At 42.9% G+C, this 25,181-nt stretch carries 21 protein-coding genes; 7 read left to right on the forward strand and 14 right to left on the reverse strand.

Features of this window, described 5'->3' with window-relative positions; translation table 11 throughout:
- Positions 1 to 449: 449 nt before the first annotated feature.
- The 3 genes from OFO10_RS08070 to OFO10_RS08080 form a co-directional block, all read right to left on the reverse strand.
- Complete coding sequence (locus tag OFO10_RS08070; RefSeq protein ID WP_270866793.1) at positions 450 to 1,259, reverse strand: transporter substrate-binding domain-containing protein; 810 nt, start codon at positions 1,257 to 1,259, stop codon at positions 450 to 452.
- A gap of 133 nt (positions 1,260 to 1,392) precedes the next feature.
- Positions 1,393 to 2,322 (reverse strand): ribose-phosphate pyrophosphokinase, encoded by a 930-nt coding sequence (locus OFO10_RS08075; protein WP_270859651.1) that lies wholly within the window; start codon positions 2,320 to 2,322, stop codon positions 1,393 to 1,395.
- Positions 2,323 to 2,379: 57 nt separating this feature from the next.
- Complete coding sequence (locus tag OFO10_RS08080) at positions 2,380 to 4,134, reverse strand: DNA polymerase III subunit gamma/tau (protein ID WP_270866818.1); 1,755 nt, start codon at positions 4,132 to 4,134, stop codon at positions 2,380 to 2,382.
- A 94-nt stretch (positions 4,135 to 4,228) separates the two neighbouring features.
- Between OFO10_RS08080 and OFO10_RS08085 the strand changes: the two genes are divergently transcribed.
- From OFO10_RS08085 to OFO10_RS08110, 6 genes are all read left to right on the forward strand, one after another.
- On the forward strand, positions 4,229 to 4,774 hold the full coding sequence (locus tag OFO10_RS08085; protein ID WP_270866794.1) for a YajG family lipoprotein: 546 nt from the start codon (positions 4,229 to 4,231) through the stop codon (positions 4,772 to 4,774).
- A 7-nt stretch (positions 4,775 to 4,781) separates the two neighbouring features.
- Positions 4,782 to 5,393, forward strand: coding sequence for a ComF family protein (locus tag OFO10_RS08090; protein WP_442868006.1), 612 nt, complete (start codon positions 4,782 to 4,784; stop codon positions 5,391 to 5,393).
- Between the two features lie 79 nt (positions 5,394 to 5,472).
- Positions 5,473 to 8,124 carry a DNA gyrase subunit A gene (gene gyrA / locus OFO10_RS08095; RefSeq protein ID WP_270866796.1) on the forward strand — a complete coding sequence of 884 codons (2,652 nt, stop codon included), beginning with the start codon at positions 5,473 to 5,475 and terminating at the stop codon, positions 8,122 to 8,124.
- Entirely contained in the window at positions 8,117 to 9,148 is a 1,032-nt protein-coding gene (locus tag OFO10_RS08100; protein ID WP_270866797.1) for an aspartate-semialdehyde dehydrogenase, read from the forward strand. The genes gyrA and OFO10_RS08100 overlap by 8 nt, the downstream gene beginning before the upstream one ends.
- A 77-nt stretch (positions 9,149 to 9,225) precedes the next feature.
- Entirely contained in the window at positions 9,226 to 10,248 is a 1,023-nt protein-coding gene (hemE, locus tag OFO10_RS08105; RefSeq protein ID WP_270866819.1) for a uroporphyrinogen decarboxylase, read from the forward strand.
- Entirely contained in the window at positions 10,248 to 11,141 is an 894-nt protein-coding gene (locus tag OFO10_RS08110) for a radical SAM protein (RefSeq protein WP_270866798.1), read from the forward strand. The genes hemE and OFO10_RS08110 overlap by 1 nt, the downstream gene beginning before the upstream one ends.
- A 212-nt stretch (positions 11,142 to 11,353) precedes the next feature.
- Here the strand turns inward: OFO10_RS08110 and OFO10_RS08115 are convergent, their stop codons facing one another.
- Positions 11,354 to 12,457, reverse strand: a complete 1,104-nt coding sequence (locus OFO10_RS08115; protein WP_270866799.1) for an MBL fold metallo-hydrolase — start codon at positions 12,455 to 12,457, stop codon at positions 11,354 to 11,356.
- 124 nt (positions 12,458 to 12,581) lie between these two features.
- Between OFO10_RS08115 and OFO10_RS08120 the strand changes: the two genes are divergently transcribed.
- Positions 12,582 to 13,739 (forward strand): NAD(P)/FAD-dependent oxidoreductase, encoded by a 1,158-nt coding sequence (locus OFO10_RS08120; RefSeq protein WP_270866800.1) that lies wholly within the window; start codon positions 12,582 to 12,584, stop codon positions 13,737 to 13,739.
- Between the two features lie 77 nt (positions 13,740 to 13,816).
- Here OFO10_RS08120 and OFO10_RS08125 read toward each other — a convergent pair whose 3' ends face one another.
- The 10 genes from OFO10_RS08125 to OFO10_RS08170 form a co-directional block, all read right to left on the reverse strand.
- Positions 13,817 to 14,503, reverse strand: coding sequence for a tetratricopeptide repeat protein (locus OFO10_RS08125; RefSeq protein ID WP_270866801.1), 687 nt, complete (start codon positions 14,501 to 14,503; stop codon positions 13,817 to 13,819).
- Between the two features lie 75 nt (positions 14,504 to 14,578).
- Entirely contained in the window at positions 14,579 to 15,061 is a 483-nt protein-coding gene (locus tag OFO10_RS08130) for a TlpA family protein disulfide reductase (RefSeq protein WP_270866802.1), read from the reverse strand.
- Complete coding sequence (locus tag OFO10_RS08135; protein ID WP_270866803.1) at positions 15,051 to 15,719, reverse strand: ABC transporter ATP-binding protein; 669 nt, start codon at positions 15,717 to 15,719, stop codon at positions 15,051 to 15,053. Before OFO10_RS08135 ends, OFO10_RS08130 begins: the two co-directional genes overlap by 11 nt.
- Position 15,720: 1 nt before the next feature.
- Positions 15,721 to 16,857, reverse strand: a complete 1,137-nt coding sequence (locus tag OFO10_RS08140; protein WP_270866804.1) for an ABC transporter permease — start codon at positions 16,855 to 16,857, stop codon at positions 15,721 to 15,723.
- Entirely contained in the window at positions 16,844 to 18,088 is a 1,245-nt protein-coding gene (locus tag OFO10_RS08145) for an ABC transporter permease (RefSeq protein ID WP_270866805.1), read from the reverse strand. Before OFO10_RS08145 ends, OFO10_RS08140 begins: the two co-directional genes overlap by 14 nt.
- Positions 18,088 to 19,470: a Fe-S-containing protein gene (locus OFO10_RS08150; RefSeq protein WP_270866806.1), complete on the reverse strand. Its 1,383-nt coding sequence runs from the start codon at positions 19,468 to 19,470 to the stop codon at positions 18,088 to 18,090. Before OFO10_RS08150 ends, OFO10_RS08145 begins: the two co-directional genes overlap by 1 nt.
- A gap of 587 nt (positions 19,471 to 20,057) precedes the next feature.
- On the reverse strand, positions 20,058 to 20,579 hold the full coding sequence (locus OFO10_RS08155; protein WP_270859954.1) for an iron transporter: 522 nt from the start codon (positions 20,577 to 20,579) through the stop codon (positions 20,058 to 20,060).
- Positions 20,576 to 22,642 carry an FTR1 family iron permease gene (locus tag OFO10_RS08160; protein WP_270866807.1) on the reverse strand — a complete coding sequence of 689 codons (2,067 nt, stop codon included), beginning with the start codon at positions 22,640 to 22,642 and terminating at the stop codon, positions 20,576 to 20,578. Before OFO10_RS08160 ends, OFO10_RS08155 begins: the two co-directional genes overlap by 4 nt.
- Before the next feature lie 243 nt (positions 22,643 to 22,885).
- The gene (locus OFO10_RS08165; RefSeq protein WP_270862102.1) at positions 22,886 to 23,911 is read right to left on the reverse strand and encodes a c-type cytochrome; all 1,026 of its coding nucleotides are present in this window, start codon (positions 23,909 to 23,911) and stop codon (positions 22,886 to 22,888) included.
- A gap of 1 nt (position 23,912) precedes the next feature.
- Entirely contained in the window at positions 23,913 to 25,172 is a 1,260-nt protein-coding gene (locus OFO10_RS08170; RefSeq protein ID WP_270866808.1) for a cytochrome b, read from the reverse strand.
- Positions 25,173 to 25,181: the final 9 nt, after the last annotated feature.

A 25,181-nucleotide genomic window follows, 5' to 3' on the forward strand; every position in this document is an offset into this window, starting at 1 on the left:
TGCGCCTCGCAATGACAGTGGCGAGCGAAATTTGTCTGATTTGTCATTGCGAGAATTTTGCGCTAGCAAAATTCGTGGCAATCTACGAGTATAAACCGCCAGACACTGTAATTCGTGTCATTGCGAGACGGCAACGCCGTCGAAGCAATCCAGTAAAATTTAGAGTGAGTTTTTTAAAATTCCATAAAATATAAATTCCGATAAATTTTTCTGTGAATTAAAATTTGTTTGAATTTCCATGGATTGCAACGCTGGGCTCGCAATGACAGCAAATTTGGCGCAAGGAATTTTAAAGTCGTAGATTGCCACGCCGTGCAAGCACGGCTCGCAATGACAAATTAAAAGTCAATGAAAATCCCATGGATTGGCATGTTAGCTGCGTTTGCTTGCAAATGACAAATCATAGAAATTTATAAGCCCAAATTTGGGCTTATAAAGTAGAATTTGGCCTAAAAATTGCTAAGGAAATCGTCTAGCAGAAGGTATTTTTTATCAATACTACCTTTGTAAAATTTCTCGAAAGTATCGGTGTATGCGTGTTGGAAAAACTCCGCCTTTGTTAGCTCAATAATCGCGTTATTTACGAAATTTACAAGCTCTGCGTTGCCTTTTTGCGCGCCCACACAGATATAATCTATCTCGCCTACGCTTTTGATGCCAGTTTCTAAGCTAGGATTATTCATCACAACTGCGGCGGCTGTGATATTTGTGTGCATGTAGCCATCGACTTCGTTTGATAGCATTTTTTCCGCGCACTCTACGCCATGTTCGCAGTAAGAAACATCAAAACTATATTTTTGTGCATTTGTTTTGAGCCAATCATCGCTTGTGGTACCCTTTTGGACTATGATTTTTTTGCCCTTTAAATCAGATAGTTTTGTAACTCCGTCAGCTTTTCTGGTGACTACGACTTGCACATCTGCTAGGTATGGCACTGAAAAATCCACTTCCTTAGCGCGCGCTGGTGTGGCAGAAAAGTTGCCGACCACTAGGTCTAAATCGCCGTTTTTAAGCATAGGAAGTCTATCTTTTGCCTCGATGACTACTAAGTCGATTGAGCCGTCGCTTCCTACTAGCTTTGTGCCGATTTCTTTGGCCAAAGATACCTCAAATCCCTCGCTCCCTCCATTTACTTGCGAACTAAATGGAGGCAGGTTTTCTCGCACACCGATTTTAACCTTTTTGCTTGATTGAATTTCTTGCAAAGAGGCACCAAATGCACATGCACAGCCAAGTGATAAAAGTAAAAACTTTTTCATTATATACTCCTATAAATGAAATTTTAGTTTTTTTTAAAAAGATATTAGGAGTAATTTTACCGTGAAATTTTAAAATAAAATTTAAATTTCACGGCAAATGCGGGTAAATTTGAAGAATTTCTAGTATAAATTTTTAACCAAAAAGGCTATTTACGCTCTCGTCGTGATATACGCGACGGATAACCTCGCCAAATAGCGATGTTACCGAGATGACTTTGATTTTATCGCACTCTTGGCGCAACGGAATCGTATCTGTGACGATTAGCTCATCTAGCGCGCCCTCATTTAGCCTTTCATAAGCTGGTCCGCTTAAAACCGCGTGTGTGCAAAACGCCATAACGCTAGTCGCGCCCCTTTCTTTAAACGCAGCGGCGGCTTTGACGATAGTGCCAGCTGTATCGATCATATCGTCGATTAAAATCACATCTTTGCCATTTACATCGCCGATGATATTCATAACTTCGCTTTTGTTGGCTTCTTCGCGTCTTTTATCTACAATAACCATATCCAAATTTAACTTTTTAGCAAAGGATCTTGCGCGCGCCACACCGCCGACATCTGGGCTAGCGATGATAGGGTTTTTTAAATTTTTGTTTTTGAAATAGTCCAAAAATGCCAAAGATCCATATAAATTATCTACCGGAATATCGAAAAATCCCTGAATTTGTCCAGCGTGTAGATCCATTGTCACCACTCTATCAATGCCCGCTGTTTGCATCATATTTGCGACGAGTTTGGCGCTGATTGGCACTCTTGGGGCTGCCTTGCGGTCCTGTCTAGCGTATCCGAAATACGGCACCACGGCTGTGATTGATCTAGCGCTTGATCTTTTTAGCGCGTCGCTTAGGATTAAAAGCTCCATTAAATTTGAGTTAGCCGGAGCGCAGGTCGGTTGTATGACGAAAACATCCTTACCGCGCACACTTTCGCCGATTTGCACGCTAATCTCGCCGTCGCTAAATGTCTTGATAGAACACTCGCTAAGTGGCAGGGATAGGTATTTTGAGATTTTTTTTGCGAAGTCAGGATTGGCACTTCCTGATACGATTTTATAGCCACGCATATTTTGCCTTTGTGATAAGATGAGCCCTAATTTTACACCAAAGCTGATAAATTTAAGCTAATTTTCTACGATTTTACTCGGTTCGCCGAAAAGATTTGCAAGCTCGGTTTTTAAAATTTCTTCCTTGCTCACAGCCTCGCTTGCAAGCTTGGCAAGCTCGCTTCTGGTCTTTTGCATATCGGGCTTGGCTGCTTCGGCGCTGATTTCGTAATTGCTCAAATTTGTCTGATTTAGCAAATTTAGCTTGGGTAAATCCTTTGGCGGGGTTGTTAAATTCGGTTTTGGCTCCGCCTCGCGAAGTGGGGCATTTTGGGTGATTAAAATTTTAGCATTTTCGCCAAAAGTCATTTTCAAAACGCTATTTATCGCCTTTGACGCGGCGCGCAAATACTCTTTGTCCTCGTTTTTGGCGCGAGAAATCAGATACAAAGTGGAGTTTTCAAATTTGACAAATTCAATGCAATTATCAAATTTCTCGCCTAGCTCGTAGCTTCTATCGTATAAATTTGAGAGAAATTTATCATACGCCGAATTCGCATTTAGCGTATCTGCGCCTGTTTTTTGCGCTACTTTTTGCTCTAAATCGTTTAGTTTTTGGCTAGTGCTGTTTTGCGCAGGGGCTGGATTTTGCGCTGAATTTTGCGTAAAATTTGGCGCATTTCGCGGTGCGCTGAAATTTGCATTTGCCTGCGCGCTTTTTGGCGTAGCAAAATTTGGCGCAGAGCCCAAATTCGCCCCGCTTGCACCGCTATCACCAATGGATTTTGAAATTTCGATTAACTCGTCGATTTCTTGCAAATTCACAGCTTCCATCATCAAAAATATCATCATCAAAAGCGAGTAAGTATTATCCGAACTCACGCCTAGCATGCTTTTTGCGCCGGCTAAAATTCGGAAAAATCGCTCATAAATTAGCATGCTAAATTTGGTATCATTTCGCAAAAATTTCTCTTTTAAATTTGCAATCATCTCGTCGATTATGGTCTCGGCGTTGTAGTTTTCGATCTCTTTGACGATTTCGATAGCGCCCACGCGGTCTTGGCGCAAAACGATTTCTAAAATTTCATTGATTTTGGCGGGATCTAGGAGCCCCAGCATATCGGCTACTGCGGTTTGCGTGACATTTTCTTCGCTATAAATTATGGCTTGATCTAAAAGCGTGAGAGTATCTCTGAGCGAGCCAGAACCGCTTCTGGCTAGGATTTTGAGCGCGCCGTTTTCGTAAGAAATACCCTCGTTTTGCAAAATCGCTTCAAGGTGCGAAATAATCGCTAGTTGGGCGATTGGTTTGAAGCGGAAGTGTTGCGTGCGCGAAAGCACGGTCGCTGGTAGTTTGAGCGGGTCTGTGGTGGCTAGGATAAATTTCACATACGCAGGCGGTTCTTCAAGCGTCTTTAAAAGGGCGTTTGAAGCCTCTTTGGTAAGCATATGAACCTCGTCTATGATAAAAATTTTAAATCTCGCACTAGCCGGGGAGTATTTGGTCTGCTCGATTAGCTCCCTGATATCGTCGATTTTGCGGTGGCTTGCAGCGTCCATTTCGATGATATCGATATGGCGACCCTCGTTTGCCATTATGCAGTTATCGCAACTCTCGCAAGGCTTCGAAGTGGGTCCGTGATCGCAAAGCAGGGCTTTGGCGAAAATACGCGCGGTCGAGGTCTTGCCAGAGCCTCTAAGTCCGCTAAAAAGATACGCATGTCCTAGTCTTGCGCCGTCGAGTGCGTGCGCTAGGGAGCTTGCGATTGCGTTTTGTCCGATTAGGGCGTCGAAGTTTTTGGGTCTGTATTTTAGTGCGAGTGCTTGCAAAATTTCTCCTTGATTTAAAACCTTTAATAATACAAAAAAAACTATAAATTTAAAATTTATCGCTATATTACGCCAAATTTTTCAAAAAAGGATCAAAATGAAATCAATTTTTGTCGCAATCTTTGCACTTTTAATCGCAGGGTGTTCGAGCAATACGCCTGTTTTGGGGCTTAGTCCATATATTTCTGGTGTTGCGCCACAAGCAAAAACCAAAAGCGCTGGCGAGCTAAATATCAAAGACTCTCGCCAAAATACACTAATTATCGGCACTATCAACGATAATAGCGGAAATTTAATCGATGAGGTTTTGCTTAAAACAGATTTGAGTTCGTGGTTTGAAAACGCCCTTAAAACCGAGCTTGGCGCGCGTGGCGTAGCCATAGGCGCAGGTGGGGCTAGCATAAGCGTGGATATCAAAACCCTAAATGCCGCAATCGAGGGGTATTCTAAACAAAACATGAGCGCAAAAGCCGAAGTTTTCATCACTATCGTAAATGGCACCAGAACGATTACTAAGCGCGTAGCCCAAGATCAAAGCGAGTTTGCAGCCCTTCGCAATGCCCGCACAATGGAGCCTTTCGTCGAAAGTATGCTAAGAGATATCATCAAAAAATCAGCTGATCAAATCGTCTCTTCGCTCTAAATTTTAAATGCGTTGCATTAATTGTGGCGCATTTTCCCTGCGCCTTTTTTGCGCCTCTTGTGCGCGAACCCTCTCGCAAAACCGCCTAAACGCGCGTGTGGTGGAGGATTTCGTGGTATTTTATTATTACGGATACTCGGAGGTTAAAAATTTAATCCTTTCCAAGCACCATTTGCACGGAAGTGCGGTTTTATCGCGCTTGGCTAAATTTAGCCTGGCGAAATTTCCAAATGAATTTAAGGCTTTTTTAGATGAGAATTTGCCAAATATCACGCACGAAATACCAAATTTCAAATTTCAAGCCCTCCCGCTAGATGATGATATTGGCTCTGGATTTTCGCATACTGCCGTTTTAGCCCGCGCGCTAAACTCGCGCGAAATAACGCCAACTTATGGCGTAATCAAAGCCCAAAACAAGGTCAAATACGCAGGTCAGTCCTTGGAATTTCGCTTAAAACACAGGCGCGATTATAAAATTACAAAAGAGCCAAAATTTCCCGTGATTTTAGTCGATGATATCGTTACAACCGGGCTTAGTATGTTGGAGGCTAGGGAGGTTTTAAAAAAGGCTGGATTTAGAGTGGTTTTTGGCATAGTTTTGGCAAATGCACAAATTTAAGCAAATTTACGCGAATTTTAGGTTACTCAAAAGGTTTTTTTGCTAAAATCAAAAGTTTAAATTTGCAATAAGGAAAGATATGCAAGAAAGTATTTTTGACACACAAGAAATCATAGACATAGATGTTGAAGAATCAATAAAAACAAGCTATTTAGACTATTCGATGAGCGTTATCATAGGTCGCGCCTTACCTGATGCCAGAGACGGCTTGAAGCCTGTGCATAGGCGAATTTTATACGCTATGAACGACCTTGGAGTTAGCTCTCGCCAACCATATAAAAAATCAGCGCGTATTGTGGGCGATGTCATTGGTAAATACCACCCACACGGCGATACAGCGGTGTATGATGCGCTAGTGCGTATGGCACAAAGCTTTTCTATGAGAATTCCAACCGTCGATGGTCAGGGAAACTTCGGCTCGATTGACGGAGATGGCGCAGCTGCTATGCGTTATACAGAGGCTAGAATGACGCCACTAGCCGAAGAGCTTTTGAAAGATTTAGACAAAGAGACGGTCGATTTCATACCAAACTACGATGAGAGCCTAAGTGAGCCTGATGTGCTTCCTGCGCGCGTGCCAAATTTGCTTTTAAACGGATCAAGTGGTATCGCTGTGGGTATGGCGACAAATATCCCGCCACACAGCCTTGATGAGCTTGTTGATGGGCTTTTGCTTTTAATCGACAATAAAAACGCTAGCCTTGAAGAGGTCATGCAATACATCAAAGGTCCAGATTTCCCAACTGGCGGACTTATTTTTGGTAAAAAAGGCATAATCGATGCTTATCGCACTGGGCGTGGCAGGGTCAAACTCAGGGCCAAAACGCATATCGAAAAAAAGGCCAACAAAGATGTCATCGTAATCGACGAGCTTCCATATCAGACAAACAAAGCCCGCCTTATCGAGCAAATCGCGGATTTGGTCAAAGATAAGCAAATCGAGGGCATTAGCGAAGTGCGCGATGAGAGCGATTTCGAGGGAATTCGCGTCGTAATCGAGCTCAAACGCGACGCTATGAGCGATATCGTGCTAAATAATCTTTTCAAACAAACCACCATGGAGGGCACTTTTGGCGTAATTATGCTAGCAATAGATGGCAAAGAGCCAAAGGTATTCTCGCTAATCGAGCTACTTAAACTTTTCTTAAATCACAGAAAAACCGTCGTCATTAGACGCACGATTTTCGAGCTTCAAAAGGCGCGCGCTAGGGCGCACATTTTAGAAGGCCTTAAAATCGCGCTTGATAATATTGACGAAGTGATCGAAATCATTAGAAATTCAGCCGATACTGCGATAGCTAGGGAAAATTTAATGGCTAAATTTGGCCTAAGCGAGCTTCAATCAAACGCGATTTTGGATATGAGGCTAAGCAAGCTAACTGGCTTGGAGCGCGAAAAAATCGAAAACGAGCTAAAAGAGCTTTTGGTCGAAATTTCACGCCTTGAAAATATCCTAAAATCTGAAAATTTAATCGAGCAAATTATCAAAGATGAGCTCTTAGAAATCAAAGATAAATTTAAATGCCCGCGCATTACAGAAATCGTCGATGACTACGATGATATCGATATCGAGGATCTCATACCAAACGAAAATATGGTCGTAACTATCACGCACCGCGGATATATAAAACGCGTGCCAAGCAAGACTTACGAGAAGCAAAAGCGTGGTGGCAAGGGCAGGGTAGCAGTGACTACATACGATGATGATTTTATCGAAAATTTCTTCACTAGCAACACCCACGATACGCTTATGTTTGTTACAGATCGCGGACAGCTTTACTGGCTCAAAGTCTATAAAATCCCAGAGGGCTCACGCACAGCCAAAGGCAAGGCGATTGTAAATTTAATCAAACTCGTAGGCGATGAAAAAATCATGGCGATAATCCCGACTACCGATTTTTCAGATAGCAAATCGTTAGTATTTTTCACCAAAAATGGTATCGTAAAACGCACAAATTTAAGCGCGTTTTCAAATATCCGCTCGCTTGGCGTAAGGGCTATCAGCCTAGACGATGATGACGCGCTAGTAACCGCGCTAATCGTGCCAAATGAGGCAGGCGAGAGCGCACCGATTGAGAGCGATGATGAAAATGGACAAAATTTAGAAATTTCGCAAGAAATCGAAGAAGTTGAGAGCGAAATTTTAGATGAAAACAGCAGCGAAATCAACGAAAATATGATTTTCATCGCTACTAAAAAGGGTATGTGCGTTAAATTTAAACTCGGTAAAGTTCGCCAAATGGGACGCGTAGCCAGAGGCGTGAGAGGGCTTAAATTTAAAGAAGCTGGCGATGAGGTGATTGGAGCGACATTTATTTTAAATGATAATTTAGAAATTTTAAGCGTGAGCCAAAAAGGTATTGGCAAACGCACCACAGCTAGCGAATATCGCCTTACAAACCGCGGTGGCAAGGGCGTAATCTGCATGAAGCTCACAAACCGCACCGGCGATTTGGTGGGCGTAGTAATGGTCGATGAGGAAATGGATCTCATGGCACTAACCACAAGTGGCAAGATGATTCGCACAGATATCCAAAGCATACGCAAGGCCGGACGCAACACAAGTGGCGTCATCGTGGTAAATGTCGAGGGCGATGATGTGGTAAGCATTGCTACTTGTCCGAAAGCAGAAAGCGATGATGAGGGCGAAGTGGGCGAAGAAAATGGTGGCGAGAGCCTAAATTTAGAAAATAGCGAAAATCAAATCATACAAGGAGAGGGTGATGAATAGATATAACATCGCAATCGTTGGCGCAACAGGCGCTGTTGGCGAAGAGATACTTAGAGTTTTGTCTGAGTTAAATTTCCCAGTAGCAGATATTTTGCCACTAGCTAGCGCGCGCTCGGCTGGTGAGGTCGTAGAATTTGAGGGCAAAGAGTATGTGGTAAAAGAGCTTACTGAGACTACTTTTGAAGAAAACGAGATTGATATCGCGTTTTTTAGCGCAGGTGGCAGTATTTCGGCGCATTTCGCACCGCTTGCAGCAGCTAGTGGCGCAGTGGTAATCGATAATACAAGCCATTTTAGAATGCAAGATGATGTCCCTCTTGTGGTGCCTGAGTGCAATCCCGGCGATATCGAGCTATGGGAGCAAACAGGAATCATCGCCAATCCAAACTGCTCAACTATCCAAATGGTGCAAATCCTAAAACCACTAAACGACGCTTTTGATATCGAGCGCGTAGATGTGAGCACATATCAAGCCACAAGTGGCGCAGGTAAAGAGGGTATGAGCGAGCTAGTCGAACAGCTTCAAGCGTTTTTTGCCTTTAAGCTTGATGAGTGCGAGCCAAAGGTTTTCGCTCACCAAATCGCAATGAATGTAATCCCTCATATCGATGTTTTCAACGAAAACGGCTTTACCAAAGAAGAGCTAAAAATGGTAAATGAAACGCAAAAAATCCTACACAAAAACTTCCCAGTAGCCGCCACTTGCGTGCGCGTGCCTGTCATGAGAAGCCATAGCGAGGCGATTACGATTAAATTTAAACAAGATTTCACGCTTGAAAAGGTGCGCGAAATTTTAGCAAATGCAAAAAGCGTCGTGCTTTACGATGATCCAAGCGAGAAAAAATACCCTATGCCAATCGTCGCTACCGATACGAACGAGACTTTCGTAGGTAGAATTCGCCGTGATATTTATGATGATAAAATTCTCCACCTTTGGTGCAGTGCCGATCAAATCCGCGTCGGAGCGGCTACAAATGCCGTTAGAATCGCACTTGATTGGATTGAACTTCAAGAAAACAAATAAATTTATGGGCGCAAATTTAAGGCGCCCATTTTAAATTTTGCAAATTTCACTAAATTTAGCCTATTTAAGGAGCAATGATGATTTTTATCGACGCATGTTTGAAAAAGCCGACACCTTATACGCCTGTGTGGATGATGAGACAAGCTGGGCGTTATTTGCCAGAATACATGGCAGTGCGAAAAAGCGTGGGCGGATTTTTGGAGCTTTGCAAAAATTACAAAAAAGCTAGTGAAGTTACTATCCAGCCCGTGGATATTTTAGGCGTCGATGCGGCGATTTTATTTAGCGATATTTTGGTTGTTCCGCTTGAAATGGGGCTTGATTTGGAATTTGTCGCAGGCGAGGGTCCAAAATTTAAAAATCCTTTGAAAAATTTGGACGATTTAAAGGCTTTAAGTCCCGAAAAAGCCGTGAAAAATCTGCAATATGTCTATGATACGGTTGCACTAACAAGGCAGAATTTAAGCGATGATAAGGCGCTGATTGGCTTTTGTGGTTCGCCTTGGACGGTGGCGACATATATGATCGAAGGCGGCACGACAAAAACTTATGCGATTTGCAAAAAAATGGCGTATTCTAACCCTGAGCTTTTGTACGAAATTTTGCGAAGCGTAACCGAAGCCACCAAACTTTACCTTGAAAACCAAATCAAAAATGGCGTAAATGCCGTGCAGATTTTCGATAGCTGGGCGAGTGCGTTGGAAGAAAGCGCGTTTTTCGAGTTTAGCTGGAAGTATATTTTAGAAATTTGCGACTATTTAAAGGCGAAATTCCCGCAAGTGCCGATTATTGTCTTTCCAAAGGGCATTAGCGGATATTTGGATAAGATTAGCGGTAATTTCGATGTTTTTGGCGTGGATTGGAGTACTCCGATAGAGTTAGCTGCGGCAAAACTTGGGCAGAAATACACGCTTCAAGGAAATATGGAGCCAACCCGCCTTTACGATAAAAATGCCATAAAACAGGGTGTTTCGCAGATTTTGGAAGTTATGAAAAATCGCCCGCACATTTTTAATTTGGGGCATGGAATTTTGCCTGATATTCCTGTGGAAAATGCGAAATATTTCATAAATTTAGTGCATGAAATGAGCGCGAGATAATGAAATACATTTTCGGTCCCATAAGTTCGCGCCGTTTTGGGCAGAGCCTTGGGATTGATTTAAGCCCAAATTCGAAGCAATGCAACTTTAACTGCGCGTATTGCGAGTTAAAGGCGAAAAAGCCTATTTCGCAGATGAGCGAGATTTGCGATATTTTGCCCGTGCTTGATGAGCTAAAAACGGCTTTGGATAAATTTAAAAATACCCAAGTCATCACGCTTACGGCTAATGGCGAACCTAGCCTTCACCCTAAATTTGGCGAACTTGTAAGCGAAATTAAGGCTTTAAAATTGCCCCAAAAACTGCTAGTTTTATCAAATTCAAGCAGAATTTCGCAAAACCGCGAAGCGTTTTTGAAATGCGATATTTGTAAATTTTCCCTTGATAGCGTGGTTAGTGAAACTTTTAAAAAAATCGATAATCCGCATAGCAGTGTAAATTTGGACGAAATTATCTCAAATTTGATTAAATTTAGCTCTGAATTTAGGGGCGAATTAGTTATTGAAATTTTGGTTGTCGCAGGTCTTAATGATACTGCCGCCGAATTTGAAGCGCTAAATTCGGTGCTTGAAAAAATAAATCCCACTCGCATTGATTTAGGCACGATTGATCGCCCGCCTGCGTTTAAAAATGCTAAGCCAGTAAGCTACGAGAGGTTAGAATTTTTAAGCAAATTTTTGAAAAATCAGAGCGTAAATATAGTCGCAAAACCAAAATATGATAGCGAAAAGCTCGATTTTAGCGAAGATGAAATTCTATCTATGCTAATTCGCCGTCCCCAAAGCCTAAGCGATGTAAAAGCCAAATTTAGCGAACTCTCAAAGGCAAATTTAGCAAATTTGCTAAATTTAGGGAAAATCATTTTAAAAGACGGATTTTATAAAATTTCATAAATTTTGCAAAATACTGCCCTGAAATTTGCTTGTTATTGTCATTGCAAGAGTTTTGCAAATTTGTTTAATCTGTCATTGCGAGCTTTCGCAGAAAGCGAAGCAATCTACGAATTTAAAATTTCGGGGCAGTGTTTTTGCAAAATTTGTGTTAGGAATTTTATTTGCGTGAAAATTTTGCAATGACAAATCTGGCGCAGTGTCCCGCAACCCAGCTACTTCACACCTTCCCACCATCTGTTTTGCGGTAAATTTGACAGGTTGAAAACTTCTCCCACAAGCGGCGTTGCGATAGTGTATTTCGCCCCAGCTTCCTTACTAGCGCGCACCAATCTCTCCATTGGCTCGCTCCATTTATGATAGGCTAAATCAAATTTCGCCCAGTGTATCGGCAAAATTGCGCGCGCACCAAGCACGCTGGCGTTTTTAGCGCTTTGCTCTGGCATGGAGTGGATCTGCGCCCAAGCGCGGTTGTAGGCGCCGTTTTCTAGCATGGCGATATCAAAGTGTCCGTATTTTTGCGCGATTTGCGCGAAATGCTCGCCATCTCCGCTATCGCCTCCGTAAAAAATCCTAGCCTCATCAGCGATAATCGCATACGAGCCCCACAGCGTGGTATTTCTGTGAAATCTACCGCTAAAATGCCTAGCGCGTTCGAGCGTGAAACTCACACCATTTACGCTTGCGCTCTCTTCTAAATCTAGCTCCGTGATTTTCGCGTCCTGCACGCCCCAGCGAAGCAGGTGGGCGCGCACGCCAAGAGGCACGATATAGCGCTCTGCTTTGGCGTCAATCTCCCTGATAGCGCGCATGTCGAGGTGATCGTAGTGATCGTGGCTGATTACCACGCATAGCTTATCTGGCAGGTCCGAAATCCTAGGCGTTATCTCATACGCAAATGGCGCACCACCCACGAAAATGGGCGAGGCGCGGTAAAATACAGGGTCGGTGATGATATTTAAATCATTTATGCGAAATAGCACACTCGAATGCCCAAACCAAACAAAATCGCCGTTTTTGAGGGCGCTAGGCTCAAATTTCACGCTAGGAAGCGCACGGGAGGGGTTTTTGCCCTCGGGGGTAAAAATCATATCATAAAGCCAGCTTAGCATGCTTGGCATTTCATCGCTGGTCGCAAGCACCGTAGGCTGAGCGTTTTCGAAGGTTTTGCCATTGTATGCCTTGCTGGCGCGGATTTTCGCCATAGAAATCTCATCTGGCACTCCACCAAAAACAGGGTGAAATTTCACGAAGCAAAGCACGAGCGCGCCCAAAAACAAAACCGTAGCAAAAAACCAAAAAATCGATTTTAAAATCATTTTTTCCCTTTGAAATTTTTGGTTTATATTAGCGAAATTTTGAAATTTTGCTTAGACAAATTCTCCAAATTTATTGCCCAATTTTGCAAATTTTAGTAAAATGCGCCCAAAAATAGGAGAAATTTTGATTTACGATGTGATTGTTGTGGGCGCGGGTGCGGCTGGACTTTTTATCGCGATAAATTTGCGCGCAAAAAGCGTTTTGATTGTGGAGAAAAACGCCTTGGCAGGGCGCAAAATTTTAGCCAGCGGTGGCGGGCGGTGCAATATCACAAATGCGAATTTGAGTGCGAAAAATTATTTAGGAGATGAAAATTTTATCTCGCAAATACTGCGCCGGCTAAGCGTAGATGAGCTTTTGAGCGTATTTGCGCCTTTGGAATTTGGCTTAGAAAAAAACGCTCAATATTTTTGCAAAAACCACTCGCGCGCAGTATTGCAAAAACTACTATCTATGGCGCAAAAGAGTTGCGAAATTCGCACAAATTGCGAAATTTGCGAAATTTCAAAGAGTGGCGAAATTTTTAATGTGCTTAGCATTAAAGGCGAGAAATTTTGCGCCAAAAATCTCATAATCGCCACAGGCGGGCCTAGTTTTAGGGCGCTTGGCGCAAGTGATAGCGCGCTAAGCTTTGCGGTGAGTTTTGGCATAAAGTGCGAGAAATTTCGACCAGCACTCGTGGGGCTTTGCGTGCAAAAGAGCGAGTTTTGGTTTAAAAATCTAAGTGGCGTGAGCCTTGGTGTGCGCGCAAAGCTCGCAGGGCGCGAGATTGTAGGCGAGGCGCTATTTACGCACAGAGGCATTAGCGGGCCAGCGATTTTAAATGCGTCGCTGTTTTGGAGAAGCGGTAAAATCACTCTAAATTTCGCCCCAAATCACAATATGCAAAGCCTAGAAAAGGCCCTAAATGGCGGGAAAAAACAGCTTTCGAGTTTGCCATTTTTGCCAAAACGCTTTGTTTTGGAGTTTTTGCGCTCGCAAAATTTGCAGGATAAAATTTTCTCAAAATACAGCGAAAGTGAGTTGGAAAAAATCGCGCGAATTTTCTCTTACGAGTTTGCGCCTGCTGGCACTTTTGGCTTTGAAAAGGCCGAAATTAGCGCGGGTGGCGTTTGCACGGACGAGCTAGGCGCAGATTGTGAAAGTAGGAAAATCCCCAGGCTGTATTTTGCAGGCGAGTGTATAGACGCGTCCGGAATGCTAGGGGGATATAATTTGCATTTTGCCTTTGCTAGCGCTCTTTGCGTGGCACGCGCGATAAATTCTAAACTTAGCGCGTGAAATTTGGCTAAATTTGGTTAAATTTGCAAATTTGAGAAATTTTAAAATTCGCCAAATTTCGCAAATTTAGCCCAAAATTATCGCTCAATTTTTTCGATTATGATATCGCCTGATTTTAGCCCTTCGAGCGTGGTTTTGGCCTTTTCGTCGTCTTTAAACTCGGCGCAGTAAATCTCTAAATACTCAATCCCTTTGGCGTTGTTTTGATTCATTAGCTCGATTGCTGCGAGTGCCAAATACGGGCGTTTTGCGCCAAGAGCTGCGGCGCGAGATAAAATTTCTTTTGCCTTGTCTGTGCGAGTGGAATTTAGCAAAAACTCGCCATAAGTGGTTAAAACCTCGGCGTTTTGGCTATCGCGCGCTAGTATTCTCTCATAAATCGCGTCGGCTTTTTCCTTCGCACCTAGCACATCGAAATTGTGCTGGGATACATAAATTTGGGCGAATTTCATATCGAATTGCGTGCGGTCTTTGGCGTCGATTTTATCGGTGATAATCTCTTTGTTTATGTATTCAAAAACGCTCGCCATGAGCACGGAGTCGTTGTATCCTTGCTCGGCTTCGTCCTCGCTGTCAAATTTCAGCGGATACTCGCAGGCGTGTTTGCACAGCGCGTCGGAGTATTCGTAGAGTTTGGCGATGTCTAGGTTCGCACCACCATTAGGATTTTTTTTCATTACAGCGTCGTTTGAATACGCGCTATACGGCTCGGCGCAAAGTGCGCTAAATAGGGCGAAAATCGCGATTAATATGCGGTTTGTCATTTTCTTATCCTTAAATAAAAAAGTTACTAATTCTAGTGGAAAAATTTAAATAATTACTGAATTTAGACTAAATTTTTAAATTTCATTTTCAAACGCACTTTTTGGATACAGACCGATTAGTTTTTTTACCATTTTGCCGTTTTTATCGAAAATAAGCGAGGTTGGCGTGCCAAATATCCCGCCAGCGACATTTGATAGGTATTTCACAGAGGCTGGCGCGCTAAGCGTAGGGAATTTTACCCCTTTTTCGCGCGCGGTTTTAAGATCCGTTTCTAGCTCACCGCCACCACCTAAAACGCCGATTACAAGGGCTTTTTGTGAGGCGTGGATTTCATTTAGGATAGGGGTTTGCACCCCGCATGCCCCGCACGAAGCCGTGAAAAAAAACAAAATCACAGGTTTGTCGTTTCCGCCGACTATAAAAGAGCGAGTTTTTGGGTCAAATTTCGTCGCGATACTCTCGCCATTTAGGGCCAAATGGCGCTTTTCGCCATCACATGCACCAAGCATTAAAGCGCACGCTAGCCCTAGCGCAAATTTTAAAATTTTAAATTTCATTTAAAACCTCGATCTTATCTAATTTTCCGTGCCTTAAACGCACGACTTTATCGGCGTATTTGCCTAATTCTTCATTGTGCGTAACGAGTATGAGGCTCTTTCCCTCGGCGCGCAGTCCCTTAAAAAGCTCCAAAATCACAGCCTCGTTCGCCTCGTCTAGATTGCCCGTAGGCTCATCTGCGATGATGATATCAGGCTCGTTGATTAGGGCGCGCGCGATACAAAGCCGCTGCTGTTCGCCACCACTCAGTTCGCTTGGTCTATGCGCCAGCCTGTGCGCTAGGCCGACTCTTTCGAGCGCGCTTTTTGCACTTTTTTCATCGACACAGGAGTGGTAGTATTGATTTAGCATGACATTTTCAATGGCGTTTAGGTATGGTATGAGGTGGAATTGCTGAAAAACAAGGCCGATTTTTTTACGACGAAATTCTAAAATTTGCGCTTCATTTAGCGAGCTAGCATCATCTCCGCCTAGCAAATACTCGCCCTTTGTGGGGCTATCCATCAAAGAAAGTATATTTACAAGCGTGCTTTTGCCACTCCCGCTTGGACCCATTATGCTCACCCACTCGCCCTTTTTCGCGCCAAAGCTAATGTCATCTAGCGCTTTTACATCGCCAAAATATTTACAAATACCATTAAATTTTAAAATTTCCATATTATTCCTTTAATAAATTTGCCAAATTTGGATTTAGCGCCCGTTTTATGGGATAATAACTCGCACTAAGCGCGAAAATCAATGATAAAATCACCGCCATTACAAGCCCTATAAATCTAAAATCCACTCCGCTAGAAAATAAAATTTGACCCAAAATTATGGCTAAAAAATACCCGATTATCGCGCCAAATACTGCCCCGCTAACGCACAAAAGCAAAATTTCGCCCAAAATTATGTGAAAGATATTGGCTCTGTTTGCGCCGATTGCGCGAAGCAGGGCAAATTCTTTAATGCGAGAGAGTAGGACTTGGCTAAGGCTTGTATTTATGCAAATCGAGGTTATGGCTAAAATCGTAAAACCGCTTAGTAGCATTAAAAGCTTGATTTTATCTAGGATTATGCCTTGTGTTTTGGATACTTTGCCCACGACATTAAAGCTCATTTTCTCATCGCTCAAATTTTGTGAAATTTCGCTAAGACCCTTAAAATCGCTATCTACAATCGCTTCGGCGTAGTTAATTTCGCCTTTGGCGTTAAAGATATTTTGCGCCAAATTTAGCGAGATTAAAAGCAAGCCATCTTCCTTGCCTCCGTCAAAAACAATGCCCTTTATGCGGACTTTGTGAGTGAAATTTGCGCTCCCAGAGTGCGGAGAAATGCCGATTTCATCGCCAAGCTTCACGCCTAAAATTTTGGCTAAATCCTCGCCGATTAGGGCGTTTTTATCGTCGAAATCCACTCTGATTAGCTCGCCCTCTTTGAGTTGCAAAAATGGCATTGTTTTTGCTAAATTTGAAAACTCCACGCCCATTACCACAGCCGAATTTACCCCTAAATTCGCACTTTTAAACAGATAGCTATTGTGCGCTTTGAGATTTGGAATACTACGAAATTTCGCCCTTAGTTCATCTTCGCTAATGATAAAATTCTGCGAGGAATTTGGCGAGATTATCAAATTTGCCCCATAAGAGTTTAGCTCTCCTGCGACCTTTTTGTCGATATCTGCCCAGATATTCACAAACGCTGCGCAAACTGCCGAGCCAAGGGCGATTGCGATAAAAATCACAAACGAGCGCAAAGAGTTGGCAAAAATGCTTTTTAAGACTATCGTGCGATAAAATTTATTATTTTCTACCATATAAAACCTCCGCTGGTGGCAGTTTTAGCGCGCTACGAAGTGGCAAAATCGAGCCGATTAGACAGATTACAAACCCAAATGCAATGCTTAGTGGCAAAACTAGCAGAGCAAAGCCCAAAAACGAGCCAAAGATTTGCTGTGCGATAATTTGGCTTGCTAAGTATCCCGCGCTCGCCCCTAAAATCGAAGCGAAAAGGCACACGACGAGGGTTTCGGCGATGAATTGCAAATATATAGCCAAACCGCTAGCCCCAAGCGCCTTTAAAAGCCCGATTTCCTTTTTGCGCTTGAAGGTTTCGTTGCTAAGCAAGCTTGCAATGCAAATGCTAGAAATGATGAGCGAGAGGATACTCACCACGCCCATTAGGCCTTGGATTTTTTTGGTGATTCCGCTCTGGGCTTCGCTCACGCTAAGGACTGCTTTGGCGCTTGCGTTTGGGAAATCCTCGGCGATTTGGTATGCTATGGAGCTAACATAGGCTGAGCAATACCAAGTATCGTGCTCGACGGCGTCTAGGCTGTCTAAATTTCGCCTAGCCTTTACCGATAAATCATCTTCTGGGATTGTCATTGCAGATACTTCTGCTTTGGCGATTTGACCCTCGCGGTGAGTGAGCTTTTGCACGAAGGCTAAATTTGCGATAATTTTACCGCTGTATTCCTCCGCATCGTGCAAAATCCCCACCACGCGCACGGTGTAAATGCCTAGATCAATCTCATCGCCGATTTTTAAACCCAGCTTTTCGCCTGCGAGGACTTCATCATTTGCGCCATCCTTTGCCCACTCGCCCTCCATGCGCCAAAATGGATAAAGGTGCCTTACTCCGACCCTAAAATCAGGCTCATCGCTCACTCCTGCGGGTCTGTCGAAGTATGTCCCAACGACCTCAAATTCATCGATTTGCTCGGATAAAAACGGCGCGTAGCTTGTGATATTGTTGCGCCAAAAAATCTCTTTGATTTTTACCAAATCGCTTTCGGCTAAAAAATCATCGTTTGCAAGTGGCGAAAAATCGCGCCCTGCAATTTCGATATTTAGGTTAGCAGATCTGGGCAAAACCACGATATTTGCGCCATATCTTCCAAGCTCGCTTGCTAATTTGTCGCCGATTTTAAGAGTGATATTTAGCATGCAAGCGATTAAGCCAACAGATAAAAAAATCGTCAAAAACGCTAAAAATTTCGACTCCTTAGCCCCAAAAATCGAAGCTTTTAAAATTCTAAAAAACATTATTTAAGCTCCTTCAAAGTGCCGTTTTCATCGACGAAATTTTGTGGATTAAGGGTGAAAATTTCTTCGTTTTTTTCATTTTCGAAAAAGTAAATCCTGCCATAATACAAATAGCTAAATTTCGATGAATTTGAAATTTGCGCGCGCGAAACAGGGTCGATGACCTGTTTTTCGACGATTTCGCTAAAATAACTTGCCCCGCTTAAAATTTCGCTAAGCGCGATTTTTACGCGCTCGCCGTCAAAGTCAAATTTCATAGGGATTGGGTTGCAGCCACCCATTTTACCCACACTTGGCAAGAAAATTCGCACATTGCACGCTATGCAGATTAGCTCGCCCTTTTTTTTGACATAGCCCATATCTCCGCAAATCGAGCAGGCGTCAAAGACCGCAACCGGCGAGAGATGAGTGCTAAATTTATTTAGCAAAAAAAAGCGAATTTTATGCCCGTCGTCGCTGATATAGGCGTATCTGTGAAGGCGCCCGTCTTGCAAAGCCTGCGCGTCAAAGACAAACTCGCCATTTACGGGCTCTACGAGCGTAGGTGTATCGATCGTAGGCGGGCGAGAGGCCACTAGCAGATAATAGAGGCTAATAGCGCAAAATATGGCGCAAAGTGCGAGTGTGCAGAGGAAAGTGCGCCAAATTTTAAACCTTGCGCTTTTGTTTATGCGCCAAGCGATGATATTTTTATCTCGCGCTAGTTTTTTGGGGGCTAAATTTAGGTAGTAAATCCCCATAAATAGGGCGATTGCGCACAAAATCAATATCAAATGCTGGTTGTTGTGGTAGATGATTTTGGCGATTATGCTTAGAAATTCGCTCGAATTTATAAATTTTAGCGAGGCGAAATTTGCGAAGTATCCGCCTTGCCTAATCCCTAGCCCCACAAATCCGAGCTTTGCGATGAATAAGAGGGCGCAGGTTAAGGTAAGGGCGACAAAATTTGCGCGCGCACGATTTTTTAAAATTTCGCTATAAAGCAGGTAAAATAAAATTAGGCACGAAAGAGCTAAAATCACCATAAAAAGGTTGAGAATCGCCCCACTATCAAGGAGTTCGGTGCTAAAAATTTTAAAATTTGCGCTGATTAAAAAATACTCAAAACAGGCGCAAACGCCAAGAGTAAAAATGCAAAATTTAGCCAGTTTCGCAAGGCAAAATTTAGCGCAAAAAGGCAGTAAAAATAGCGCAACCAAAGCCAAAATATCAAAGAAAATTTTGCCCTCTTGCGCGATTAGACTATGATTTAGCGCGCTAAAACAGGCACCCCCAAACACTGCTCCAAAAAAGGCAAATGCAAAATCTTTTTTGCCAAAGTGCGCGGTGATGATAAATAGTGGCAAAAATGCCAAAACAAAATGGTAAAAAAATATCGACAAAACTGCAACCTAAATGTGAAATTTTAGAGCTGTTTGAAATAAAACGCAAATTTAAAATTTAAATTTTGTCTAATTTGTCATTGCGAGAATTTTGCGTTAGCAAAATTCGTGGCAATCTACGAGCTAAAATAACCAAAACATTTACAAGCGTGTCATTGCGAGCGAGTGTAACGAGCGAAGCAATCCAGAGAAATTTAAATTTAAAATTCAACCTAAATTTAGAATTGAATTATTTTTTAAATTTTAGGCAAAATTTTGCTTTTCTCGTAAGGGGGAAGGGGGCAATTACTCTGCTTCGCTTCGCTCGCAAGAAATGCCGGCTGTCGCCGTCGCTACGCTCATTTTGCGAGGTCGCGCCCCTTCCCCCTGCATTTAATTCGCACGCAAAAGCGCTGTTCGTGCCTTTTGCACCGTGCGAATTTCCCCCGACGACGCTTTACAAGGTGGCTAAATTTAGAAAAACGAAGTTTTTCTAAATTTAGCTGGTTTTATTTTTACGGAAATGCTTCGCATTTCTCACAACGCTAAATTTGCAAAATTCTTTTTCAAACACTTCTAAAATTTCACCCAAAAAGGGTGAAATTTCGTTATTCTTTTGGAGTTCCAGTGTATGCAAATGTGTATTTCACATCAAATGCGCCCCACCATTTGCCCACGCCTGTGGCCTTGTCAGCGTGGCGACCAAAGCCGTTTGCGCCTGGATTTTCGATATGGAAAATCAGCTCATAATTTCCCACGCCATTTTCCATTTTGACATTTGCGCCATAGTGTGGGCCGTCGCTTGCGACCATTGGCATGAAATTTCCCTTTTGGATTTTGCCGTTATCTAGGTTTTTTAACTCGTAGCCGATTTTTAGGTATGGGATCCACTCGCCCTCGCCAAAGCCGTTTGCATTGCCCTCGATCGCGTGGATATCAGCCTCTAAGTGAATATCAGCTAAGCTAGGGGCTAGATCAATGCCCTTTGGCTCCATATCGATTGGTTGTAGATACACAGCAGCGATCTCCATGCCGTTCATTTCGACTGGTTCGCCGATAGGTTGCTCGCCAGCGAAGGCGATACTTGAAGCAAGGCTTAAAGCCAAAACTGATGAAAATAATTTTTTCATAAATTCTCCTTTGAAATAGATTTGTTTTTTTGCTTAATTATCAAAATTCCAACTATTAAAGCCACGATTAGCGCAGCTTGCGGGATAAGGCTCTCTTTGTAAGGGTAAAATCCTAGCCATGTAATCGTAGGCAAGCCCTCGATTATGCTAGGCGTAAATACCTTGCCCTCGACTAACTCCATTATTCCCTTGCCGACAAAGACAATCGACATATAAAAAATAATCGCCGAAGTTATCATAAAAAACGGCTTGATTGCGATACGAAGCGAGAATTTTTTGATTAGGATATAAACCACGAGCAGTGCGATTACGCCTACGACAAACCCCGCGCCCACCATACCTAGCGCGCTCGGAGTTTTAGCGTCGATTATGAGCGTTAGATAAAACAGCACCGTCTCGGCTCCCTCGCGATATACTGCCAAAAAGACCATCCACCATAGCATTTTGCCGTCTTTTTCGCTCAGGCTTTGCGAAATTGCTCCACTGATATACGCGCTCCATTTTTTCGAATTTGCATTTGAAAGTAGCCAAAACCCGACATAAAACAGCAATCCCACGGCTACTAGCATGACCGCGCCTTCTAGGATTTCGCGACTTTGACCTGCTTTTGCGGCGCCAAAAATCGCGCTTATGCCCCACGCTGTGGCAAAACTAAGCGCAATTGCGACCGCAAGCGCGCTATAAACGATTTTTAGTTTGCCCTCGTTACCTGATTTGATAAGTAGGGCGATGACGGCAGCCACGATGATTAGGGCCTCCATACCCTCGCGCAAAATGATTATGAGCGAGTATAAAAACAGATCCCATGCGCTAGAATTTTGCGTCAAATTTAGGCTCTCTTCAAGTTGCGCAAAAAGCTCGTTTTGCGCTGCGATAATCTGCTCTTTTGGCGCGCCAGAGCTAATTAGGGCTGAAATTTTATTAAAGCTAGCCTCGGTGTCAAGTTTGAGCTGGGAGTTTTTCGCCCCCACGAGGGCTTCCATACCGCTTTCTTCGTATTCGTCGAAGTAGATATTTCCGCTCTCATCGATTGCCTCATCGGTTTTGCCAGCCTCATACAGAGCCAAAACCTGCGCCATTTTGGATTTTATGTTTGCTACGGTTTGGCTAAAATCTGCATTTTGCGCCACTTCGCTTTCGCTAGCCTCTTGCGCGCTTTGTGGGGCTAGGGCGTAAGTTTGGCTAGGCAAATTTTGTGTGGCACTAAGAAGCAAATCGTCTAAATCTTTTAGAGATTGGTTAAATTTCGCTTCGCCCGTATTTAGGCTATCGCGCAATAAATTTGAGATAATTCGTTGAATCATTTGGTCGTTTTTGCTAGAAACATATTTTCGCACGACCTCTTCGAATCTAGTGTTGCGATAAATGTCAAATTTAGCCTTGTTTAGAGCCGATTTTAGCGCGGTTTCGTCTTTGTTATCAAAGGCAGTTTTTGCATTATTTAACTCGGTGATAAAATCATTATAAACGCTAAGCCATGGAGAATTTGGGTCGGAATTTGGGGTTTGATTTGCCGAATTTGCACCCGAATTTGCACCCGAATTTGCACCCGAATTTGCACCAGAATTTGCACCAGAATTTGCACCTGAATTTGCGCTAGAATTTTGCGTGGTGTTTGGGGCAGAATTTTCGCTTTGATTTGCGTTAGTTTGAGGCTGTTCTTCGCCTTCGTTTTGATACTGGGCGACTAGTTTATGACCGCTTTCGATGACTGGCAAAATTTCAGTGATTTCGCTATTTAACTTCGCTATCATAGCCTCGATTTCGCCCCTTGGAGTGCCTGCTTTAAAGGCTTTGCGGATATTTCCAAACTGCTTTTCCATAGCGTAGGATTTTTTTTGCCCTAAATTTATGCGAATTCCAGCTTCTAAATTTTCAAAATGGCTAAAATACGCCTCTTGGGTTAGTTTGCGCGCACTAGCGCTATCGCCGCTATCATACGCGCTCAAAGCCTGCTCAAATTTGGCCTTTATCGCCTGGGCATGGACTTGGTAATCTGCGCCAAAAAGCGATGATAAAAACAGAAAAATCAGTAAAAAAGATGATTTTAGGATAAATTTCATAACCTGCCTTTTTGCTAATTGGTTTCAAAATCAGTTTGGGATTATACAGCAAAATACTTAAACTATAATAAAAATGTTTATCAAAAACAAGGATAAATGATAGCCGAAATTTAGCCAAATTTAAGGCAAAATTTATGCGGATTCAAAATCGAAATTTAGCAAAATTTAAAGATTAAATTTGAGAAAATTTATTGGAATTTAGGAGATAAATTTAAAAGTAGTCGGCGAACCGACTACTTAGTTTTAGTGAAGTTTCGACCAAACTTTGCTTTTCCAAAGTCCAGCGAAAACTGATAAAATCGCGAAATATAGCATTATGTAAAGTGCTGTTTTTTCGCGCTCATCTTTTTTGCTATCGCCGACTTCTTCGAGGTAAGCGACGACTTGATTTTCAGCTTCTTGTGTCAAGCCAACGCGAGGCATAGATGTGCCCGGGAGTTTCTTTTGTGTATCGTTGATAAACTCGTGCAAATAATCAGGCAACTTCGAGCGAATCATCATTGATAAATCTGGCGGTGTAGAGCCCATGTAGGCTGCGACTTTCTCCATATCGCTTGTGACTTTGCGACCAGCATATTTGACATCGTGGCATCTTTGGCATGAGTCCTCGAAAACCTGCGCGTTTTCCATTGCGCTTGGTGCGATTGAGCGTAGATATGCTACGATATCTGCGATTTCTTGGTTTATATCATCGCCAAGTCCGTAAAATGCTGGCATTGGGTGCGGGTTTTCATCGCCAAATTTATGATCTAGCTTCATCGCCATTACAGGATCTTTGATAAGAGCGGCTAGGAATTTTGGTGAGTATAGATATCCTGCACTGCTAAGATCTGGCGGATTTACGCCATAAGCTTCGCTAGCGCTTGTCGCGTCCATTGGAGCGTCCATGCCAAGCTTGCTTACGCCGTGGCATGCCACACAACCTGCGTTCATAAAGGTATCAGCGCCTCTTGTGGCATCACCTTTGATAATGTCGATTTTGTTGATTTCGTCCCAAAATAGCGTAACTTTGTCTTGCTGGTTTTTCGCGTCTTGAAGCGTTCTTGTCGCACTTGCGATCATACCCTCATCGCCTGAGTTTTGGGCTGTTTCTAGGGCTTTTTGCGCCTTTTCTACATTTGTAGTAGCAAGGGTGATATCCTCGGCTGCAAAGTCATAATTAGCAGGATCGACATGCGGGCTAAGTCTAGTATGAGCAAAAGGCTCAATCATCCAGTATAAAACCGCTACTAAAACAACGAGTATTGCTAATGTTTTTATCTCTTTCATCTTAACCTCTTTTCTTTCTTTCTGCGATTGTTATCAAAGGCAAGACAACTACTATCAATGCGATATAAAGTATCGATAAAATAAAGCCCCATTTTGTATTTGACATGCCAAGCTCTGCGCCGTCTGCTGGGAGTTTGCCAAATAGGCTTAAAAGTATCATATCGATTAGTAATACCCAAAACCAGATAAAATATGCTTTGTTTCTGTGAGCTGGGGCTACGACAGAGCTTCTATCCATCCATGGAACTATCATTAATGAAACGCCAGCGAACGCAAACGCCATAAGTCCGATATCTGCTGCCTTTAATGGTCCAACATCAAAGAAAAATCCGCGTAAAATTTCATATTGCCACAAGAAATACCACTCTGGGTAGATATGGTTTGGTGTTTTGAGGCTGTTTGCAGGGTCGAAATTTATCGGATCCATTGCGAAATTGAATTGAAAGCCAACTAAATAGAAGAAAAATATCATAAAGATTGAAAGATATAAAAAGTCTTTTGATAAAAATCCTGGCCAAAATGGGATAACTTTCGCATTTTTTGTATCGCCACTTAGGAATTTTTCACTTTCAACTTCAAAATCGATTTCCTCGCCGTCTAGGTTATTGACATGAGGGACGCGAAGCGCGTAGAAGTGAAGCGCGATGACAGAGATTACGACTATCGGAAGCAAGCAGACATGAAGCATAAAAAATCTTGTCAAAGTCGGATCGCTTACAGCGTAATCGCCTCTGATCCACTCGACCACAGCTGGTCCTATGACTGGAATTCCGCCGAATAAATTTGTAATAACCATAGCCGCCCAGTAGCTCATTTGTCCCCAAGGAAGCATATATCCGCTAAAAGCTTCGGCTGAAAAAAGTATGAAAAGTAGCATACCGCTGACCCAAATCATCTCTCTGCCTTGCTTATATGAGCGATAGTAAAGTCCCACAAAAGTGTGGATATAAATCACCAAAAACACGACCGAAGCAGCCACTGCGTGGATATGTCGCCATAGCCAGCCATATTCTACCTCTTGCATGATAGTTTTATTTACGCTATCAAAGGCCAAAGCGGCGTCTGGTTTGTAATACATTACAAGCATTAAACCGCTTACGAAAAGCACGATAAATAGCGTCATCAAAATAACGCCCATAGCCCATAAAAAGCTGATGTTTTTCGGAATCCAATACTCCGTCATCATAACTTTCATAAATTTATTAACAGCAAGTCTTTGATCTAACCAATCCAAGATGCCTGTTGATTTTCTTACATGCATATCAATCCT

This window comes from Campylobacter sp. VBCF_06 NA8, assembly GCF_027737825.1.
Lineage (GTDB): Bacteria > Campylobacterota > Campylobacteria > Campylobacterales > Campylobacteraceae > Campylobacter_B.